Source organism: Pseudomonas sp. S2_F03 (genome assembly GCF_054668335.1).
This window is the reverse complement of the sequence record NZ_CP162759.1, coordinates 4,732,633-4,748,625: the sequence shown is the minus strand read 5'-3', so window position 1 is coordinate 4,748,625 and position 15,993 is coordinate 4,732,633. Positions and strand designations below refer to the sequence as shown.

The following is a 15,993-nucleotide window of genomic DNA, read 5'->3' as shown; positions in this document are numbered from 1 at the left end:
CCTAAAAAACCTAGAATGCTAAAACTCTAAAATCCCAGGCTGGATAGCAAATCGTCCACATCGTCCTGACCGGACACAACGTCTTCTCTTTTATCGGCATGAATCTGCGGACCTTCACCCTGAGAGAGATGTTTTTGCGGATCTTTTTCAGCCAGCATCGATTCACGGTCATGTTCGATACCCGCAAAGCGGTCTACCTGGCTGGCCATGAGTACGAGCTTGAGCAAATTGCTTTCAACTTCGGTGACCAATTGGGTCACACGCTTGATGACCTGACCGGTGAGGTCCTGGTAATCCTGAGCCAGCAGGATGTCGTTGAGGTTGCTCGACACCATGCGGTTGTCTTCGATACTGCGAGTCAGAAAACCGTCGACCCGACGGGCCAGTTCACGAAACTCTTCAGCCCCGACTTCACGACGCATGAACCGGCTCCAGTCGGTGCTCAACGCCTGGGCTTCTTCGCTCAGGTTGTTGACCAGCGGCGTGGCGCTTTCCACCAGGTCCATGGTGCGGTTGGCCGCGGCCTCGGTGAGCTTGACCACATACCCCAGGCGCTCGGTGGCGTCCGTGATCTGTGACACTTCCTCGGCTTGCGGCATGTTCGGGTCAATCTGGAAGTTGACGATCGCGCTGTGCAGCTCGCGAGTGAGCTTGCCCACTTCCTGATACAGGCCGCGGTCACGGGTCTGATTGAGCTCATGGATCAGTTGCACAGCTTCGCCGAACCTGCCTTTTTCAAGGCTGGCGACCAGTTCGACGGCGTGTTTTTTCAGGGTCGATTCAAAATCGCCCAGTGAAGATTCTTTATGCTCCATAGCTCCCCCGTGGCGCAGTGGATCAACCGATGCGTTCGAAAATCTTCTCGATTTTTTCTTTCAACGCCTGGGCCGTGAAGGGTTTGACCACGTAGCCGTTTACACCGGCCTGGGCTGCTTCAATGATCTGCTCGCGCTTGGCTTCAGCGGTCACCATCAGCACCGGCAGGTGCTTGAGCTTTTCATCGGCGCGCACGTGACGCAGCAAGTCGATACCGGTCATGCCAGGCATGTTCCAGTCCGTTACCAGAAAGTCGATGCTCCCGCTGTTGAGAACCGGAATGGCAGTAGTGCCATCGTCGGCCTCGACCGTGTTGGTGAACCCAAGGTCACGCAACAGGTTTTTTATGATCCGCCGCATCGTTGAGAAGTCATCAACGATGAGGATTTTCATGTTCTTGTCCAATTCGACCTCCAAGCAGTCTTAAACGCGCCCAGCACCTGGACGCGCCATTTCAATCAATCCGGCAATGCATTCGATGACTGTCTGGAGCACAACAGATCGCAACCGGTGCCGTTCAAAACCGCACCAGCCACGTTCGCAGTGTCCCCACACTGCCTTCAGCGCGCTCGCCACTCCCCCAAACGCCCCCGCAAGCGGGCCGCGCACTGGCTGTGTAACTGGCTGACCCGCGATTCGCTGACCCCCAGGACCTCACCGATTTCCTTGAGATTCAACTCTTCGTCGTAGTACAGCGCCAACACCAGTCGCTCGCGCTCCGGCAAATTGGCAATCGCGTCCGCCAGCGCCGCCTGGAAGCGTTCATCTTCCAGATCGCGTGACGGTTCGAGATGAGCACTCGCGCCATCCTCGTGCAGCCCTTCGTGTTCGCCGTCTTGCAACAGATCGTCGAAACTGAATAGGCGGCTGCCCAGGGTGTCGTTCAAAATCCCGTAATAATCGTCGAGACTCAATTGGAGTTCGGCCGCAACCTCGTGATCTTTAGCGTCACGGCCGGTTTTAGCTTCAATAGAGCGAATTGCGTCACTGACCATGCGGGTATTTCGGTGGACCGAACGTGGCGCCCAGTCCCCCTTGCGCACTTCATCGAGCATTGCGCCGCGGATTCGTATGCCCGCGTACGTCTCGAAACTCGCGCCTTTGCTGGCGTCGTATTTGGTCGATACTTCCAGCAGGCCGATCATCCCGGCCTGAATCAAATCTTCAACCTGCACACTGGCTGGCAGACGCGCCAGCAAGTGGTAAGCAATGCGTTTGACCAGTGGCGCGTAACGCTCGATCAGCTCGTACTGCGCGTCACGCGCCGACTTCTTGTAGAGGTTGTAGCCACTGGCTGTCATAGGACGGGTCCTGCGGTCTGTTGCACGAGGCGCTCGACGAAAAACTCCAGGTGCCCACGCGGGTTGGCAGGCAACGGCCAGGTATCGACCTTCTGAGCGATGGCCTTGAACGCCAGGGCACACTTGGAACGCGGGAAGGCTTCGTACACGGCGCGCTGTTTCTGCACGGCCTTGCGCACACTTTCGTCGTAAGGCACCGCGCCGACGTATTGCAGGGCGACGTCGAGGAAGCGATCGGTGACTTTGGTCAACTTGGCGAACAGGTTGCGACCTTCTTGCGGGCTCTGGGCCATGTTGGCCAGGACACGGAAGCGGTTCATGCCGTAATCGCGGTTGAGCAATTTGATCAGCGCGTAGGCGTCAGTGATCGAGGTGGGCTCATCGCAGACCACCAGCAATACTTCCTGGGCCGCTCGAACAAAACTGACTACCGAGTCACCAATACCTGCAGCGGTGTCGATGACCAGTACGTCGAGGTTGTCGCCAATATCACTGAACGCCTGGATCAGGCCGGCGTGTTGCGCCGGGCTCAGGTGAACCATGCTCTGTGTACCGGACGCCGCCGGAACGATTCGAATACCGCCCGGCCCTTGCAACAGAACGTCGCGCAGCTCGCAGCGGCCTTCGATCACGTCGGCCAGGGTACGTTTGGGTGTCAGTCCCAGCAGGACGTCAACGTTCGCCAGGCCCAGGTCAGCGTCCAACAGCATGACGCGACGGCCGAGCTCAGCCAGGGCCAGCGACAAATTCACTGACACGTTAGTCTTGCCGACGCCACCCTTGCCGCCGGTCACCGCGATCACCTGTACGGGATGCATGCTGCCCATGTTATTTCTTTACCTTGTCTTGCATAGACGGAGGCCACATTACTGGCTGCGCGTTCGCAATTGGAACAATGCATGGCAGACCATCGATGTAGGTACAAAAACTGTTCATTACTACCTTAGCCAACCTGCTTGGTCGGGCTGTGGTAAATATCAGCGAACATGTCAGCCATGGCTTCTTCGCTGGGTTCTTCCTGCATTTGTACGCTGACGGCACGGCTGACCAGTTGATGACGACGCGGCAGATGCAAATCATCCGGAATCCGCGGACCGTCAGTCAGGTAGGCCACCGGTAACTCATGACTGATCGCCAGGCTTAACACCTCGCCCAGACTTGCCGTTTCATCCAGTTTAGTCAGGATGCAGCCAGCGAGCCCGCAGCGCTTGTAACTGTGATAAGCGGCTGTTAGAACCTGTTTCTGGCTGGTGGTTGCCAATACCAGATAATTTTTTGATTTGATGCCACGTCCGGCCAGGCTTTCAAGCTGCATGCGCAGTGCCGGATCGCTGGCCTGAAGGCCCGCGGTATCGATCAGCACTACGCGTTTGCGCAGCAGCGGCTCCAGTGCCTGAACCAGGGACTGGCCCGGGTCGACGTGGGTTACCGACACATTGAGGATACGCCCCAACGTCTTGAGCTGCTCCTGGGCACCGATGCGGAAGCTGTCCATGCTCACCAGCGCGATGTTCTGCGCGCCATACTTGAGCACGTAACGGGCCGCGAGCTTGGCCAGCGTGGTGGTCTTGCCCATGCCGGCAGGACCGACCATGGCAATCACACCGCCCTCTTCCAGTGGTTCGACTTCCGGCGTGGCAATCATCCGCGCCAGGTGCGCCAGCAACATGCGCCAGGCCTGACGGGGCTCATCGATGTCGGGAACCATCGCCAGCAAATCGCGGGACAACGGGCCGGACAAGCCGATGCGTTGCAGGCGACGCCACAGATTGGCCTGGGCCGGACGGCTGCCTTGCAGTTGATTCCAGGCCAGCGAGCCGAGCTGCACTTCCATCAGTTCGCGCAGGCTGTTGAGTTCGAAACGCATCGAGTCGAACGCACGCGGATCCACGCCGCCCGCGGCAGGTGCCGGTGCTGGCGCAGCGCGACGCGGCTCGGCGTAGGTCGGCTCGATCAGCGGCTCGGCGGCGGTCAGCGGCAGACCGGCGAACAGCTGGCGATTGGTGGTCTTGTCGCCGTCAGTTTCGCCATCGCCACGCAGGCTCAGTTCGGCCTGGGCGGTGACGATCCGCGACTGGGTCTTGCGCAGCTCATCCTCGAGTTCCATGTTCGGAACACGCGGGGCCAGCGCCGACAACTTGTAATCCAGGGCAGCCGTCAGCTCGACACCACCGGCGATCCGGCGATTGCCAATAATGGCCGCATCGGCGCCCAGCTCATCACGAACCAGTTTCATGGCCTGACGCATATCGGCGGCGAAAAAACGCTTAACTTGCATAAACCACTACCTCAGCCGTTGGGCCCTACTGTCGCAACGATGGTCACTTGCTTGTTGTCAGGGATTTCCTGATAAGCCAACACATGCAAACCCGGGACTGCCAGTCGGCCAAATCGCGACAACATTGCGCGAACCGGACCGGCCACCAGCAGAATCACCGGTTGACCTTGCATTTCCTGACGCTGCGCCGCATCGATCAACGAGCGCTGCAGCTTCTCCGCCATGCTTGGCTCCAGCAGAACACCCTCTTCCGAGCCTTGTCCTGCCTTCTGAAGACTATTGAGCAATATCTGTTCCAACCTTGGCTCCAGAGTGATCACTGGTAGCTCGGAGTCAGTGCCTACAATGCTTTGCACGATTGCGCGCGATACGCCGACGCGCACTGCGGCCACCAATGCGGCAGTATCTTGACTCTTGGCCGCATTGTTGGCGATCGCTTCGGCGATGCTGCGAATATCGCGCACGGGCACCTGTTCGGCCAGCAGCGCCTGCAACACCTTGAGCAGTTGCGACAGCGAAACCACGCCCGGCACCAATTCCTCGGCCAGTTTAGGCGAGCTTTTGGCCAGCAACTGCATCAGTTGCTGGACTTCTTCGTGACCGATCAGTTCGCTGGAGTGCTTGTACAGAATCTGGTTCAAGTGGGTTGCCACGACCGTACTGGCATCGACCACGGTGTACCCGAGCGATTGCGCCTGGGCCCGCTGGCTGATTTCGATCCAGACCGCCTCCAGGCCAAATGCCGGATCTTTGGCAGTTATGCCATTAAGCGTACCGTAAACCTGCCCCGGGTTGATCGCCAGTTCGCGATCCGGATAAATCTCCGCCTCGGCCAGGATCACCCCCATCAACGTCAGGCGATAGGCACTCGGCGCCAGATCGAGGTTGTCACGGATATGCACGGTCGGCATCAGGAAGCCCAGATCCTGGGACAGCTTCTTGCGTACGCCCTTGATCCGCGCCAGCAACTGACCACCCTGATTGCGGTCCACCAGCGGGATCAAGCGGTAGCCGACTTCAAGGCCAATCATGTCGATTGGGGTGACGTCATCCCAGCCAAGCTCTTTGGTTTCCATGGCGCGGGCCGGCGAAGGCAGCAGTTCCTGCTGACGCTTGACCTCTTGCAGCGCCTGAACCTTGACCACGTTCTGTTTTTTCCAGAACAGGTAGGCACCACCGGCGGCGACGGCGGCCATGCTCAAGAACGAGAAGTGCGGCATGCCGGGCACCAGGCCCATCACCGCCATCAAGCCAGCGGCCACCGCCAACGCTTTGGGCGAGGCGAACATCTGGCGGTTGATTTGCTTGCCCATGTCTTCCGAACCGGAAGCACGGGTCACCATGATCGCCGCAGCGGTGGACAACAGCAGTGATGGCAATTGCGCCACCAAACCGTCACCGATGGTCAGCAGCGCGTAAACCTTGCCTGCGTCGGCAAATGACATGTTGTGCTGGAAGATACCAACCGCCATGCCGCCGATCAGGTTGATGAACAGAATCAGCAGGCCGGCGATGGCGTCACCGCGCACGAACTTACTGGCACCGTCCATGGAACCGTAGAACTCGGCCTCCTGAGCGACTTCCATCCGGCGCAGCTTGGCCTGGTTCTGATCGATCAGGCCGGCATTGAGGTCGGCGTCGATCGCCATTTGTTTGCCGGGCATCGCATCGAGGGTGAATCGCGCACTTACCTCGGAAATCCGCCCGGCGCCCTTGGTCACCACGACGAAGTTGATAATCATCAAAATCGCGAACACTACGATACCGACCACGTAGTTACCGCCGATCACCACCTCACCGAAGGCCTGGATCACCTTACCGGCGGCAGCATGACCGTCCTGGCCGTGGAGCATCACCACTCGCGTCGAGGCCACGTTCAGCGCCAGCCGCAACAGCGTCGCCACCAGCAGAATGGTCGGGAACACCGCAAAATCCAGCGGCCGCAAGGCGTAGACGCAGACCAGCAACACGACGATGGACAGCGCAATGTTGAACGTGAAGAACACGTCCAGCAGGAACGGCGGCACCGGCAGCATCATCATGGCCAGCATGACCAGCAGCAGCAACGGCACGCCCAGATTGCCCCGACTTAAGTCGGCAACGTTTGTGCGGGCACTGTTGAGTAACTGAGAGCGATCCACCGGTTTTCCCCGTTCCTTTAAAGCAAACTTTTGACGCCTGAAGCAGGCGCAGGGCGGCTACTGCAAGAAGCCTTCCAACTTTTGCAAAGGTCGTAAATAGAGGGGTTTATTAGGGTTTGTAGCAGCTGCCGAGCCTGCGAGGCTGCGTCCGAGGACGGAGTCCTCGCAAAGCCTTACGACTGCTTCGCCCGAGCGCGGACCGAGCCGGACGCAGCCTCGCAAGCTCGGCAGCTGCTACAGGCGTAGGGATCAGGAATCGCGGCGCAGATCCGGTGGAATCGGCAGATCATCCTTGAGCGGTTCCGGCGGCTTGCCCTTGCCTGCGCGGTGCTGGCGGATCTGGTAGACGTAGGCCAGGACTTGGGCGACCGCCAGGTACAGCCCGCCGGGAATTTCCTGCTCAAGCTCGGTGGAGTGATAGATCGAACGCGCCAGGGCTGGCGATTCGAGCAGCAGCACCTCGTTGGCCACGGCGATTTCACGGATCTTCAAGGCCAGGAAATCAGTACCCTTGGCCAGCAGCACCGGCGCACTGCCTTTGTCCGGGTCGTACTTGAGCGCGACGGCGTAGTGGGTCGGGTTGGTGATAACCACATCGGCCTCGGGAATGGCTGCCATCATCCGGCGCTGCGACATCTCGCGCTGCAACTGGCGAATGCGCTGCTTGACCTCCGGCCGCCCTTCCTGATCCTTGTGTTCGTCGCGCACCTCCTGCTTGGTCATCAGCAGCTTATTGTGGCTTTCCCACAACTGCACCGGCACGTCGACAGCGGCGATGATGATCAGCCCACAGGCCATCCACAACGTGCTCCAGCCGACGACTTGCAGACTGTGAATGATCGCCATCTCCAGCGGTTCGTGCGCGATACGCATCAGGTCGTCGATATCGGAAGACAACACCGCCAGCGCCACGAACAGCACGATCAAAAACTTCGCCAGCGCCTTGAGCAGCTCGACGATAGCCTTGGCCGAAAACATTCGCTTGAGGCCCGCACCGGGGTTCATTCGACTGAATTTCGGTGCCATCGAGCCTGCCGCAAATAACCAGCCACCCAGGGAAATCGGGCCAATCAAAGCAGCCAGCAACAAGGTGATCATCACGGGTTGAATCGCGACCAGGGCAATCTGCCCTGAATGCAGCAGGAAGGTCCCCATGTTGCGCTGATCCAGAATGACTTCCCGCGACAGCGTGAAGTTCATCCGCATCAATTCCATCATCTCCTGCGCCAGGGCACCGCCGAAAATCAGCAATCCGCCCGCGCCGGCGAGCATGATCGCCAGGGTATTGAGCTCCTTGGAGCGCGCAATTTCACCCTTGTCCCGGGAGTCCTTTTTGCGTTTCTCCGTGGGGTCTTCTGTTTTGTCCTGACCGCTTTCGCTCTCAGCCATGACTCAGCGCGCCCGTGCCAGTTCGCGTAAAAACTGCAAGGCCTCGCTGGCCAGCGGTTGATACTGATTGATGATGTCCGCCAGCCCGACCCAGACAATGAACAGCCCGAGCACCAGCGTCAGCGGGAAACCGATAGAGAAAATGTTGAGCTGCGGCGCAGCCTGGGTCATCACGCCAAACGCGATGTTGACCACCAGCAGCGCCGTAATCGCCGGCAGCACCAGCAACAACGCGGCACCCAGGACCCAGCCAAGCTTGCCGGCCAGCTCCCAGAAATGATTGACCATCAACCCGCTACCGACCGGCAGCGTGGTGAAGCTTTCTGAGAGAATTTCGAAGACCACCAGATGCCCGTTCATCGACAGGAACAGCAGCGTGACCAGCATGGTGAAGAACTGCCCGATCACCGCCACCGAAACGCCGTTGGTGGGGTCGACCATCGACGCGAAACCCATGCCCATTTGAATCGAGACGATCTGCCCGGCGATCACGAAGGCCTGGAAAAACAACTGCAAGGAGAAGCCCAGCACCGCGCCAATCAGGATCTGCTCGGCAATCAGCAGCAACCCGCTCAGGTCCAGCGCATTGACCGGCGGCATCGGTGGCAGGCCCGGTGCAATCACCACGGTGATTGCCAGCGCGAAGTACAAACGCACTCGCTTGGGCACCAGCGTCGTACCGAACACCGGCATGACCATCAGCAACGACCCGATGCGAAACAGCGGCAACATGAAAGTCGCCACCCAGGTACTGATCTGGATGTCGGTCAGCTGCAACAACGAGGGCATGGTTCAGCCAATGACCTGAGGAATACTGCCGTACAGCTGCAGGATGTATTCCATGAACGTCTGCACCAGCCACGGACCGGCAACGATCAGCGTCACCAGCATGACCAACAGGCGCGGCAGGAAGCTCAGGGTCTGTTCGTTGATCTGCGTCGCGGCCTGGAACATCGCCACCAACAGGCCAACCAGCAGGCTGGGGATCACCAGCACGGCGACCATCATGGTGGTCAGCCACAGCGCTTCGCGAAAGATGTCTACCGCGACTTCCGGCGTCATGGCGACACACCGCCGAAGCTGCTCGCCAACGTACCGATGATCAACGCCCAGCCATCCACCAGCACGAACAGCATGATCTTGAACGGCAGGGAAATGATCAGCGGCGACAGCATCATCATGCCCATCGCCATCAGCACACTGGCCACGACCAGGTCGATGATCAGGAACGGAATGAAGATCATGAAGCCGATCTGGAACGCGGTCTTGAGCTCCGAGGTGACAAACGCCGGCACCAGAATGGTCAGCGGCGCCTGATCCGGCGAAGCGATGTCGGTGCGCTTGGACAGGCGCATGAACAGTTCAAGATCACTGCTGCGCGTCTGCGCCAGCATGAAATCCTTGATCGGCACCTGAGCCTTGGCGACAGCATCCTGGGCGGTGAGTTTTTCCGCCAGATACGGCTGCAAGGCGTCCTGATTCACCCGGTCAAACACGGGCGCCATGATGAACAGCGTCAGAAACAGCGCCATGCCGGTGAGGATCTGGTTCGAGGGCGTCTGCTGCAGGCCCAGGGCCTGACGCAGGATCGAGAAGACGATGATGATCCGGGTGAAACTGGTCATCAGCATGACGAACGCCGGGATGAAACTCAGCGCCGTCATGATCAGCAGGATTTGCAGGCTGACCGAATATTCCTGAGCGCCATTGGCGTTGGTGCCCAGGGTGATCGCCGGGATCGACAACGGATCGGCGGCGAACGCCAGCGGTGCAGCCAGCATCAGGGCCAGCGTCAAGACGATGCGTAACGCACCCATTACTTCTTATCCTTCTGATCCTTGCCGAGCATCTTCAACAGATGCTGGGCAAACTCGGGGGTCGCTTTCTCAGTCCCGCCCGGCACTTGCACCGGCTCCTTGAGCACATGCAGCGCAGTGATGGTGCCAGGGCTGAGGCCGAGCAGAATCTGTTCGTTACCGACTTGCACCAGCATCAAACGGTCGCGCGGGCCCAGCGCACGGGAACCGATCAACTCGATCACCTGCCCTTTACCGGCCGGCCCGGCCTGCTGGACCCGGCGCAGCAGCCAGGCGAGGAAGAAGATCAACCCCAGCACCAACAGCAAGCCGAACACCAACTGTGTCAATTGCCCGGCCACACCGCTGCTGACGGCGGGCGCTGCGGCCACCGTCGCGGTCGTTACCGGTTCGGCAGCCAGCACGCTGAACGGCAACGCCAGCGCGAATGCCAGCAAAGAACCCAGGACCTTTTTCACTTAGCGCAGCTTCTTGATGCGTTCGCTTGGGCTGATCACGTCGGTCAGGCGAATGCCGAACTTCTCGTTGACCACAACCACTTCGCCATGAGCGATCAATGTGCCGTTGACCAGCACGTCCAGCGGCTCGCCGGCCAGACGATCCAGCTCGATCACCGAACCCTGGTTGAGTTGCAGCAGGTTACGAATGTTGATGTCGGTGCTGCCCACTTCCATGGAAATCGATACCGGGATATCCAGGATCACGTCCAGGTTCGGACCTTCCAGGCTTACCGGATCGTTGCTTTTCGCCACGCCGCCGAACTCTTCCATCGGCACACGGTTGGACGACGAGCCAGCGGTATCGGCAGCCAGCAAGGCGTCGATATCGTCCTGACCGGCGTCACCGGTTTCTTCCAGGGCCGCAGCCCACTCATCAGCCAGCGCCTGGTCGTCCTGGGCGTTCATATCGTCGTTCATCATTTGTCCTCGGCGGGCAACTATTCAATCAAGAGCAGTCAATTAATAGGGAAGTGGAGCGCCGGTCAGCGGCGCTCGATCGGCTCGATCACTTGCAACGCGAGGTTGCCTTTGTGCGAGCCCATCTTGACCTTGAAGGCCGGCACGCCATTGGCGCGCATGATCATGTCTTCCGGCATCTCGACCGGGATAACGTCCCCCGGCTGCATGTGCAGGATGTCGCGCAAGCGCAACTGGCGACGGGCAACCGTGGCGCTGATCGGCACGTCGACATCCAGCACGTCCTGACGCAAGGCATTGACCCAGCGCTCGTCCTGATCGTCGAGGTCGGACTGGAAACCGGCGTCGAGCATTTCACGCACCGGCTCGATCATCGAGTACGGCATGGTGACGTGCAGGTCGCCGCCACCGCCATCGAGTTCGATGTGGAACGTGGACACCACTACCGCTTCGCTCGGGCCGACGATGTTGGCCATGGCCGGGTTCACTTCCGAGTTGATGTACTCGAAGTTCACTTCCATGATCGCCTGCCAGGCTTCCTTCAAATCGACGAAGGCCTGCTCCAGCACCATGCGCACCACACGCAGTTCGGTCGGGGTGAATTCACGCCCCTCGATCTTGGCGTGACGGCCGTCGCCACCGAAGAAGTTGTCCACCAGCTTGAACACCAGCTTGGCGTCGAGGATGAACAGCGCGGTACCGCGCAACGGCTTGATCTTGACCAGGTTGAGGCTGGTCGGTACGTACAGCGAGTGCACGTATTCGCCAAACTTCATGACCTGCACACCGCCGACGGCAACGTCCGCCGAGCGGCGCAGCATGTTGAACATGCTGATGCGGGTGTAACGGGCAAAACGCTCGTTGATCATTTCCAGGGTCGGCATGCGTCCGCGGACGATGCGATCCTGGCTGGTCAGGTCGTAGCTTTTGACGCTGCCGGGTTCAGCAACGTTATCGGTCTGTACCAGACCATCGTCGACGCCATGCAACAGCGCATCGATCTCATCCTGGGACAGCAGGTCCTGCACGGCCATGTCGTGTTCCTACTGCAGTACGAAATTAGTGAAAAGCAACTGTTCGATAACCACTTTGCCGAGCTCTTTCTGCGCCACTTCCTGCACGCTGGCCGTAGCCTTCTGGCGCAACATTTCCTGACCAACCGGCGTTGCCAGCGTGGCGAAATCCTGACCGGAGAACAGCATGACCAGGTTGTTGCGGATCACCGGCATGTGCACCTTGAGCGCTTCCAGGTCGGCCTGATTGCGCCCCTGCATGGTGATGCTCACCTGCATGTAGCGCTGACGGCCATTCTGGTTGTAGTTGGCCACGAAGGCCGGCGCCATGGGTTCGAAGATCGCGGGCTGCTTGCCAACCACTGCGGGTTCCGCGGCAACAGGCTTGCTCTGGGCGCTATTCATGAAGAACCAGGTCGCCCCCACGGACATGCCGATCGCCAGCAGCAAGGCCACCACGATCAAAATGATCAGCTTGATCTTGCCTTTGGTTGCGGGGTCTTTTACTGCTGCTTCGCTCTTCGCCATGCCAATAATCCGTCACTATTCGGGTTTTCACAGTCGCACGGCAAGGCAAGAGCAAGTGTTATGCCAGAAGTGTCGGAGGCAGTAGGGACCGGGAGCTTCAGCCACCCTAAACGACTGTGGGAGCGGGCTTGCGCGCGATAGCGGTGTGACAGTCAATGAAGATTTTGACTGTCAGACCCTCATCGCGGGCAAGCCCGCTCCCACAGGTTTTTGTTGCGTTTGATCAGGCGTAGTAGTCGACCGCGCTTGAGCCGATCACGCTGCTGGTTTCGGCGGCGGCTTCAGTGATGGAAGCCGAAAGCTCCTCATCCATCGAATCAACGCGACCGCCACTGGCGCTGGTGCGTCCACCCTGCCCCTGTTGAGCCTGCTCTTGACCCTGCCCCTGCCAGCCACGGGACTGATCGGACACATTGACGTCGACCTGCCCCATGCCCTGTTGCGAGAACATGTCACGCAGACGATGCATTTGGCTGTCCAGCGCTTCGCGAACGCTTGGATGGGCACTCATGAAGGTGACCTGGGTCTGCTGGTCCGGAACCATGTTCACCCGAATATCCAGGCGACCCAGTTCGGCCGGTTGCAACTGAATGTCCGCCGCCTTGAGATTGGCGCTGGAGAGGTACATGACCCGGTTGACCACTTCTTCGGTCCAGCCACTTTGATGCATGGCGATCGGCTGATTCACCGGCAACGCGTTGGCGGTCTTGGGTGTGGCTGCCTGAGTCAATGCCGCCAGACGGTTGGCGAAGTCGTCGACACGGGTATCGCTGCTGGCGGAGGTCAGGTCTTTCAGGCCATCGTCGATGAGACCGCTGAAGGCTTTCTCGCCGCCTTGGCTGGTGCTGTCTTTATCGACTTGCAGGTCGAGCATGCTCGCCATGCCGGCGGCAAAATTCTGCGCCGACGTCGGCTCGCTGTTGGCCTGGACTTGGGCCTGGGAAGCTTTTGGCTGGGCCTGGCTGGAAGCGGACACGTGACCACTTTGCTCCATGGCCAGACGCACGGCTGGCAGCGCATCAAGTGGATCGGCTTCAGGATCGAACCCGCTGTCAGCGAGAGGAGCGGCCACTTGCGCGGGAGCGGCAACGACGGCTGCAGCCACCGGCGCTTCAACTTTCGGTGCAACGCTCGCCACAACCGGTGCAGGTGCCGGTGTTACCGGCACAGTCACCAACGGCTGCACGGCTTGCATCAAGACAGGATCGAGGGCCGGATCGAGGGTCGGATCTGCCGGCGGAACATCGGCTACCGGCGTATCAATCGTCAGCAGTGGGTCATCGCTGGCCGTCGTGTCATCTGTCGGCGCCGGTTTATCGGCGGGCAAGGAATTGCCGCTATCGGCAACCGCAGGTTCCACGACGGCAGCCGTATCGGTGCTGGCGCCAGGCTTGGCGGCGTCTTGCGGCGCATTGTCAGTCGTCGGCTTGGCCGATTTATCAGCGACCACAACAGGTGTGTCCTGACCCTGTTTGGCGTAAACCTCAGCAAAGCTGGACGCCTTGTCCCCTGGCTCGGCAGCCACCGCCGGGGTATTGGCGGAAGCGGCGGGAGTCTTGGCCGCCGGGCTGGCCTGAAGAAGTGAATTGGGGGTAACGGGCATAAAACGGTCTCCGCTGCACTGGGATCGTAGGTACAGTTGATCGGTATACATGCAAGTGTCGGGCCAGAATTGCCAGAATAATGTTTAAAACGTCGAGTGGCTGGATAGCCCAGCCAGAGAGCGTTGCTTTTCCGCCCCGTAAAGCACTCGGACGATGGCGAATTCAGCTTCAATTTTCTCCACCAGATTCCCAATGACTTCGGGGCTTTCTTGCTTGGCACGCCGTTCAAGGTCACCGCACAACTCAGCCAGGCGAACGGCGCCCATGTTGCTGCTGCTGCCCTTGAAGCTATGGGCGGTTTCCACGAGCTGCGCGGCATCGCCAGCCTTTTTCAGCAGAAGCAAACGCTCTTCTGAATCGCGAAGGAACGTATCCAGCAATTCGGGATAGTCTTGTTCCATGACCTCTTGCAACGCGCTCAGCACGTTTCGGTCCAGATGTTCGTCAGCCACTTGCTCACTCCTTGATCAAGAATGGGTGAATTATGCCAGAGCCTCCCAGAGAAACTCCACGCGCGCACTTCGACCATCGTCGGACCAGCTCGCGTTACGGCTCAACTGGCGGATAAGACTGATGCCACGACCCGACAGACGGATACCATCAAGCGGTCGCTCCAGCACCCGATCCACATCAAAACCTACACCGCTGTCCTCAACCCGAACAATCAGTCGACCGCCCTCGCCTTCGGGCACCACTTGCAAATGCACCCGCACATAGCCGTCCTGCAGTGCCTCCAGCCGCTCATTTCGCTGAAGATAATAGCGCGCGAACCCCGACGAATCACGCTTGAGGCTTGAATCCAGCCCCAGCACGCCGTGCTCCAGGGCATTGGAATACAGCTCGGCGAGCACGCTGTGAAGCGCGCCACTTTGAGCCCGCAGCCCATGAACCTCAAGCAACAACTGCAAGAGGTATGGCAGCGGGTTGAAACGCTTGAGGGTGGCCGCACGAAACTCGAAACTCACCGACCAGTCCAGCGGGCAGGACTGACCACTGTCGGAATACACCAGTGCCGGCGGGCTCAGTTGCGCCGCCTCCAGCAGACTGACCTCGACCATGCTCACGTCATCACGGGCCTGGCCACCGAAATCGCGCAAGGCCTGTTCGATTTCCTCAAACAGCAGGTCAGGTTGGCGATTGGCGGCAAACACCTGCTGCAACCGGTCCACGCCAAACAATTGTTCGTGGCTATCGCAGGTGTCGATGACCCCGTCGGACAGCAGGAACACGCGATCCCCGACCGCCATCGGAAACACTTCGGTGCGGTCATCGAAGGTTTGCGGACTCAGCACCCCCAGCGGCAGGTGGCGCGCTTTCAATCGTTTGCGCTCCCCCGTGGCGATGGCATGCAGGTAGCCGTCCGGCATTCCGCCATTCCAGACCTCCACCGAGCGGCGCTGAAAACTCAAACACAGCAGCGTTGCGCAACAGAACATGTCCACCGGCAGAATGCGTTTAAGCTTGGCGTTCATTTCACGCAGGGTTTCGGCCAGCCCGTAGCCCTTGGCGGTCATGCCGTAGAACACTTCCGCCAGCGGCATGGCGCCCACGGCCGCCGGCAAGCCATGGCCGGTGAAATCCCCCAGCAGCACGTGCATGTCGCCGGCCGGGGTGAAGGCCGCTAACAGCAGATCACCGTTAAACAGCGCATAGGGAGATTGCAGGTAGCGGATGTTCGGCGCACTCAGGCAGCCGGAATGCGCCACCTTGTCGAACACCGCCTTCGCCACCCGCTGCTCATTGAGCAAATAATCGTGATGTTTGGCGATCAGGTCGCGCTGTTGCAGCACCGTCGCCTGCAAACGACGCAAGCGGTCCATCGCGTTGATCTTGGCGGCGAGAATGACCGGGTTGTAGGGCTTTGCCAAAAAGTCGTCACCGCCGGCCTCCAGGCATCGGGCCAAGGCTTCACTTTCGGTGAGCGACGTCAGAAAGATGATCGGCACCAGGGTTTCCCCGGCCAACAGCTTGATCTGGCGCGCCGCCTCGAAACCGTCCATCACCGGCATCATGGCGTCCATCAAGACCAGTTGCGGTCGCTGTTCACGAAATGCATCGACCGCTTCGGCGCCATTGGCAGCCGTCAGCACCTCATGGCCCTGGCGACGGACGATAGTCGACAGCAGCATGCGATCGGCCGCGCTGTCTTCGGCGATGAGGATCGTCAGGGGGGCGAGCGACTGCATGGC

General features: G+C 59.7%; 17 protein-coding genes. All 17 read right to left on the bottom strand.

Going from position 1 to position 15,993, the window contains the following annotated elements; all coding sequences use genetic code 11:
* Positions 1-26 precede the first annotated feature (26 nt).
* On the bottom strand, positions 27-815 hold the full coding sequence (locus AB4N76_RS22175) for a protein phosphatase CheZ (RefSeq protein ID WP_460163522.1): 789 nt from the start codon (positions 813-815) through the stop codon (positions 27-29).
* A 22-nt stretch (positions 816-837) separates the two neighbouring features.
* Entirely contained in the window at positions 838-1,209 is a 372-nt protein-coding gene (locus AB4N76_RS22170) for a chemotaxis response regulator CheY (RefSeq protein ID WP_003183998.1), read from the bottom strand.
* 167 nt (positions 1,210-1,376) lie between these two features.
* Positions 1,377-2,117 carry an RNA polymerase sigma factor FliA gene (gene fliA / locus AB4N76_RS22165; protein WP_007894214.1) on the bottom strand — a complete coding sequence of 247 codons (741 nt, stop codon included), beginning with the start codon at positions 2,115-2,117 and terminating at the stop codon, positions 1,377-1,379.
* Positions 2,114-2,944, bottom strand: coding sequence for a flagellar synthesis regulator FleN (gene fleN, locus AB4N76_RS22160; protein WP_003222917.1), 831 nt, complete (start codon positions 2,942-2,944; stop codon positions 2,114-2,116). The genes fliA and fleN overlap by 4 nt, the downstream gene beginning before the upstream one ends.
* Before the next feature lie 116 nt (positions 2,945-3,060).
* Positions 3,061-4,395, bottom strand: a complete 1,335-nt coding sequence (gene flhF / locus AB4N76_RS22155) for a flagellar biosynthesis protein FlhF (protein ID WP_046032842.1) — start codon at positions 4,393-4,395, stop codon at positions 3,061-3,063.
* Positions 4,396-4,406: 11 nt separating this feature from the next.
* Positions 4,407-6,536, bottom strand: a complete 2,130-nt coding sequence (gene flhA, locus AB4N76_RS22150; RefSeq protein ID WP_046032841.1) for a flagellar biosynthesis protein FlhA — start codon at positions 6,534-6,536, stop codon at positions 4,407-4,409.
* 249 nt (positions 6,537-6,785) lie between these two features.
* Positions 6,786-7,925 (bottom strand): flagellar biosynthesis protein FlhB, encoded by a 1,140-nt coding sequence (flhB, locus tag AB4N76_RS22145; RefSeq protein ID WP_046032840.1) that lies wholly within the window; start codon positions 7,923-7,925, stop codon positions 6,786-6,788.
* Positions 7,926-7,928: 3 nt separating this feature from the next.
* A complete protein-coding gene (gene fliR, locus AB4N76_RS22140) occupies positions 7,929-8,714 on the bottom strand; it encodes a flagellar biosynthetic protein FliR (protein ID WP_460163521.1) in 786 nt (261 codons plus the stop codon).
* A 3-nt stretch (positions 8,715-8,717) separates the two neighbouring features.
* Positions 8,718-8,987: a flagellar biosynthesis protein FliQ gene (fliQ, locus tag AB4N76_RS22135; protein WP_007948918.1), complete on the bottom strand. Its 270-nt coding sequence runs from the start codon at positions 8,985-8,987 to the stop codon at positions 8,718-8,720.
* Positions 8,984-9,742: a flagellar type III secretion system pore protein FliP gene (gene fliP / locus AB4N76_RS22130; protein ID WP_027922366.1), complete on the bottom strand. Its 759-nt coding sequence runs from the start codon at positions 9,740-9,742 to the stop codon at positions 8,984-8,986. Before fliP ends, fliQ begins: the two co-directional genes overlap by 4 nt.
* Positions 9,742-10,200 carry a flagellar biosynthetic protein FliO gene (fliO, locus tag AB4N76_RS22125; RefSeq protein WP_046032837.1) on the bottom strand — a complete coding sequence of 153 codons (459 nt, stop codon included), beginning with the start codon at positions 10,198-10,200 and terminating at the stop codon, positions 9,742-9,744. The genes fliP and fliO overlap by 1 nt, the downstream gene beginning before the upstream one ends.
* Positions 10,201-10,659, bottom strand: coding sequence for a flagellar motor switch protein FliN (gene fliN, locus AB4N76_RS22120; protein WP_046032836.1), 459 nt, complete (start codon positions 10,657-10,659; stop codon positions 10,201-10,203).
* 65 nt (positions 10,660-10,724) lie between these two features.
* Positions 10,725-11,693 carry a flagellar motor switch protein FliM gene (gene fliM / locus AB4N76_RS22115; protein ID WP_046032835.1) on the bottom strand — a complete coding sequence of 323 codons (969 nt, stop codon included), beginning with the start codon at positions 11,691-11,693 and terminating at the stop codon, positions 10,725-10,727.
* Positions 11,694-11,702: 9 nt separating this feature from the next.
* Positions 11,703-12,200, bottom strand: a complete 498-nt coding sequence (fliL, locus tag AB4N76_RS22110) for a flagellar basal body-associated protein FliL (protein WP_046032834.1) — start codon at positions 12,198-12,200, stop codon at positions 11,703-11,705.
* Positions 12,201-12,423: 223 nt separating this feature from the next.
* Positions 12,424-13,803, bottom strand: coding sequence for a flagellar hook-length control protein FliK (locus AB4N76_RS22105; RefSeq protein WP_460163520.1), 1,380 nt, complete (start codon positions 13,801-13,803; stop codon positions 12,424-12,426).
* Between the two features lie 84 nt (positions 13,804-13,887).
* Positions 13,888-14,256 carry an Hpt domain-containing protein gene (locus tag AB4N76_RS22100; protein ID WP_046032832.1) on the bottom strand — a complete coding sequence of 123 codons (369 nt, stop codon included), beginning with the start codon at positions 14,254-14,256 and terminating at the stop codon, positions 13,888-13,890.
* A 30-nt stretch (positions 14,257-14,286) separates the two neighbouring features.
* A complete protein-coding gene (locus tag AB4N76_RS22095) occupies positions 14,287-15,990 on the bottom strand; it encodes an ATP-binding SpoIIE family protein phosphatase (RefSeq protein WP_460163519.1) in 1,704 nt (567 codons plus the stop codon).
* Between the last annotated feature and the right edge of the window lie 3 nt (positions 15,991-15,993).

Coding starts and splice junctions, on each gene's coding strand:
- AB4N76_RS22175 (WP_460163522.1), bottom strand. CDS start 815: ATGGAGCATAAAGAATCTTCACTGGGCGATTTTGAATCGACCCTGAAA.
- AB4N76_RS22170 (WP_003183998.1), bottom strand. CDS start 1,209: ATGAAAATCCTCATCGTTGATGACTTCTCAACGATGCGGCGGATCATA.
- fliA (WP_007894214.1), bottom strand. CDS start 2,117: ATGACAGCCAGTGGCTACAACCTCTACAAGAAGTCGGCGCGTGACGCG.
- fleN (WP_003222917.1), bottom strand. CDS start 2,944: ATGGGCAGCATGCATCCCGTACAGGTGATCGCGGTGACCGGCGGCAAG.
- flhF (WP_046032842.1), bottom strand. CDS start 4,395: ATGCAAGTTAAGCGTTTTTTCGCCGCCGATATGCGTCAGGCCATGAAA.
- flhB (WP_046032840.1), bottom strand. CDS start 7,925: ATGGCTGAGAGCGAAAGCGGTCAGGACAAAACAGAAGACCCCACGGAG.
- fliR (WP_460163521.1), bottom strand. CDS start 8,714: ATGCCCTCGTTGTTGCAGCTGACCGACATCCAGATCAGTACCTGGGTG.
- fliQ (WP_007948918.1), bottom strand. CDS start 8,987: ATGACGCCGGAAGTCGCGGTAGACATCTTTCGCGAAGCGCTGTGGCTG.
- fliP (WP_027922366.1), bottom strand. CDS start 9,742: ATGGGTGCGTTACGCATCGTCTTGACGCTGGCCCTGATGCTGGCTGCA.
- fliN (WP_046032836.1), bottom strand. CDS start 10,659: ATGAACGACGATATGAACGCCCAGGACGACCAGGCGCTGGCTGATGAG.
- fliM (WP_046032835.1), bottom strand. CDS start 11,693: ATGGCCGTGCAGGACCTGCTGTCCCAGGATGAGATCGATGCGCTGTTG.
- fliL (WP_046032834.1), bottom strand. CDS start 12,200: ATGGCGAAGAGCGAAGCAGCAGTAAAAGACCCCGCAACCAAAGGCAAG.
- AB4N76_RS22105 (WP_460163520.1), bottom strand. CDS start 13,803: ATGCCCGTTACCCCCAATTCACTTCTTCAGGCCAGCCCGGCGGCCAAG.
- AB4N76_RS22095 (WP_460163519.1), bottom strand. CDS start 15,990: ATGCAGTCGCTCGCCCCCCTGACGATCCTCATCGCCGAAGACAGCGCG.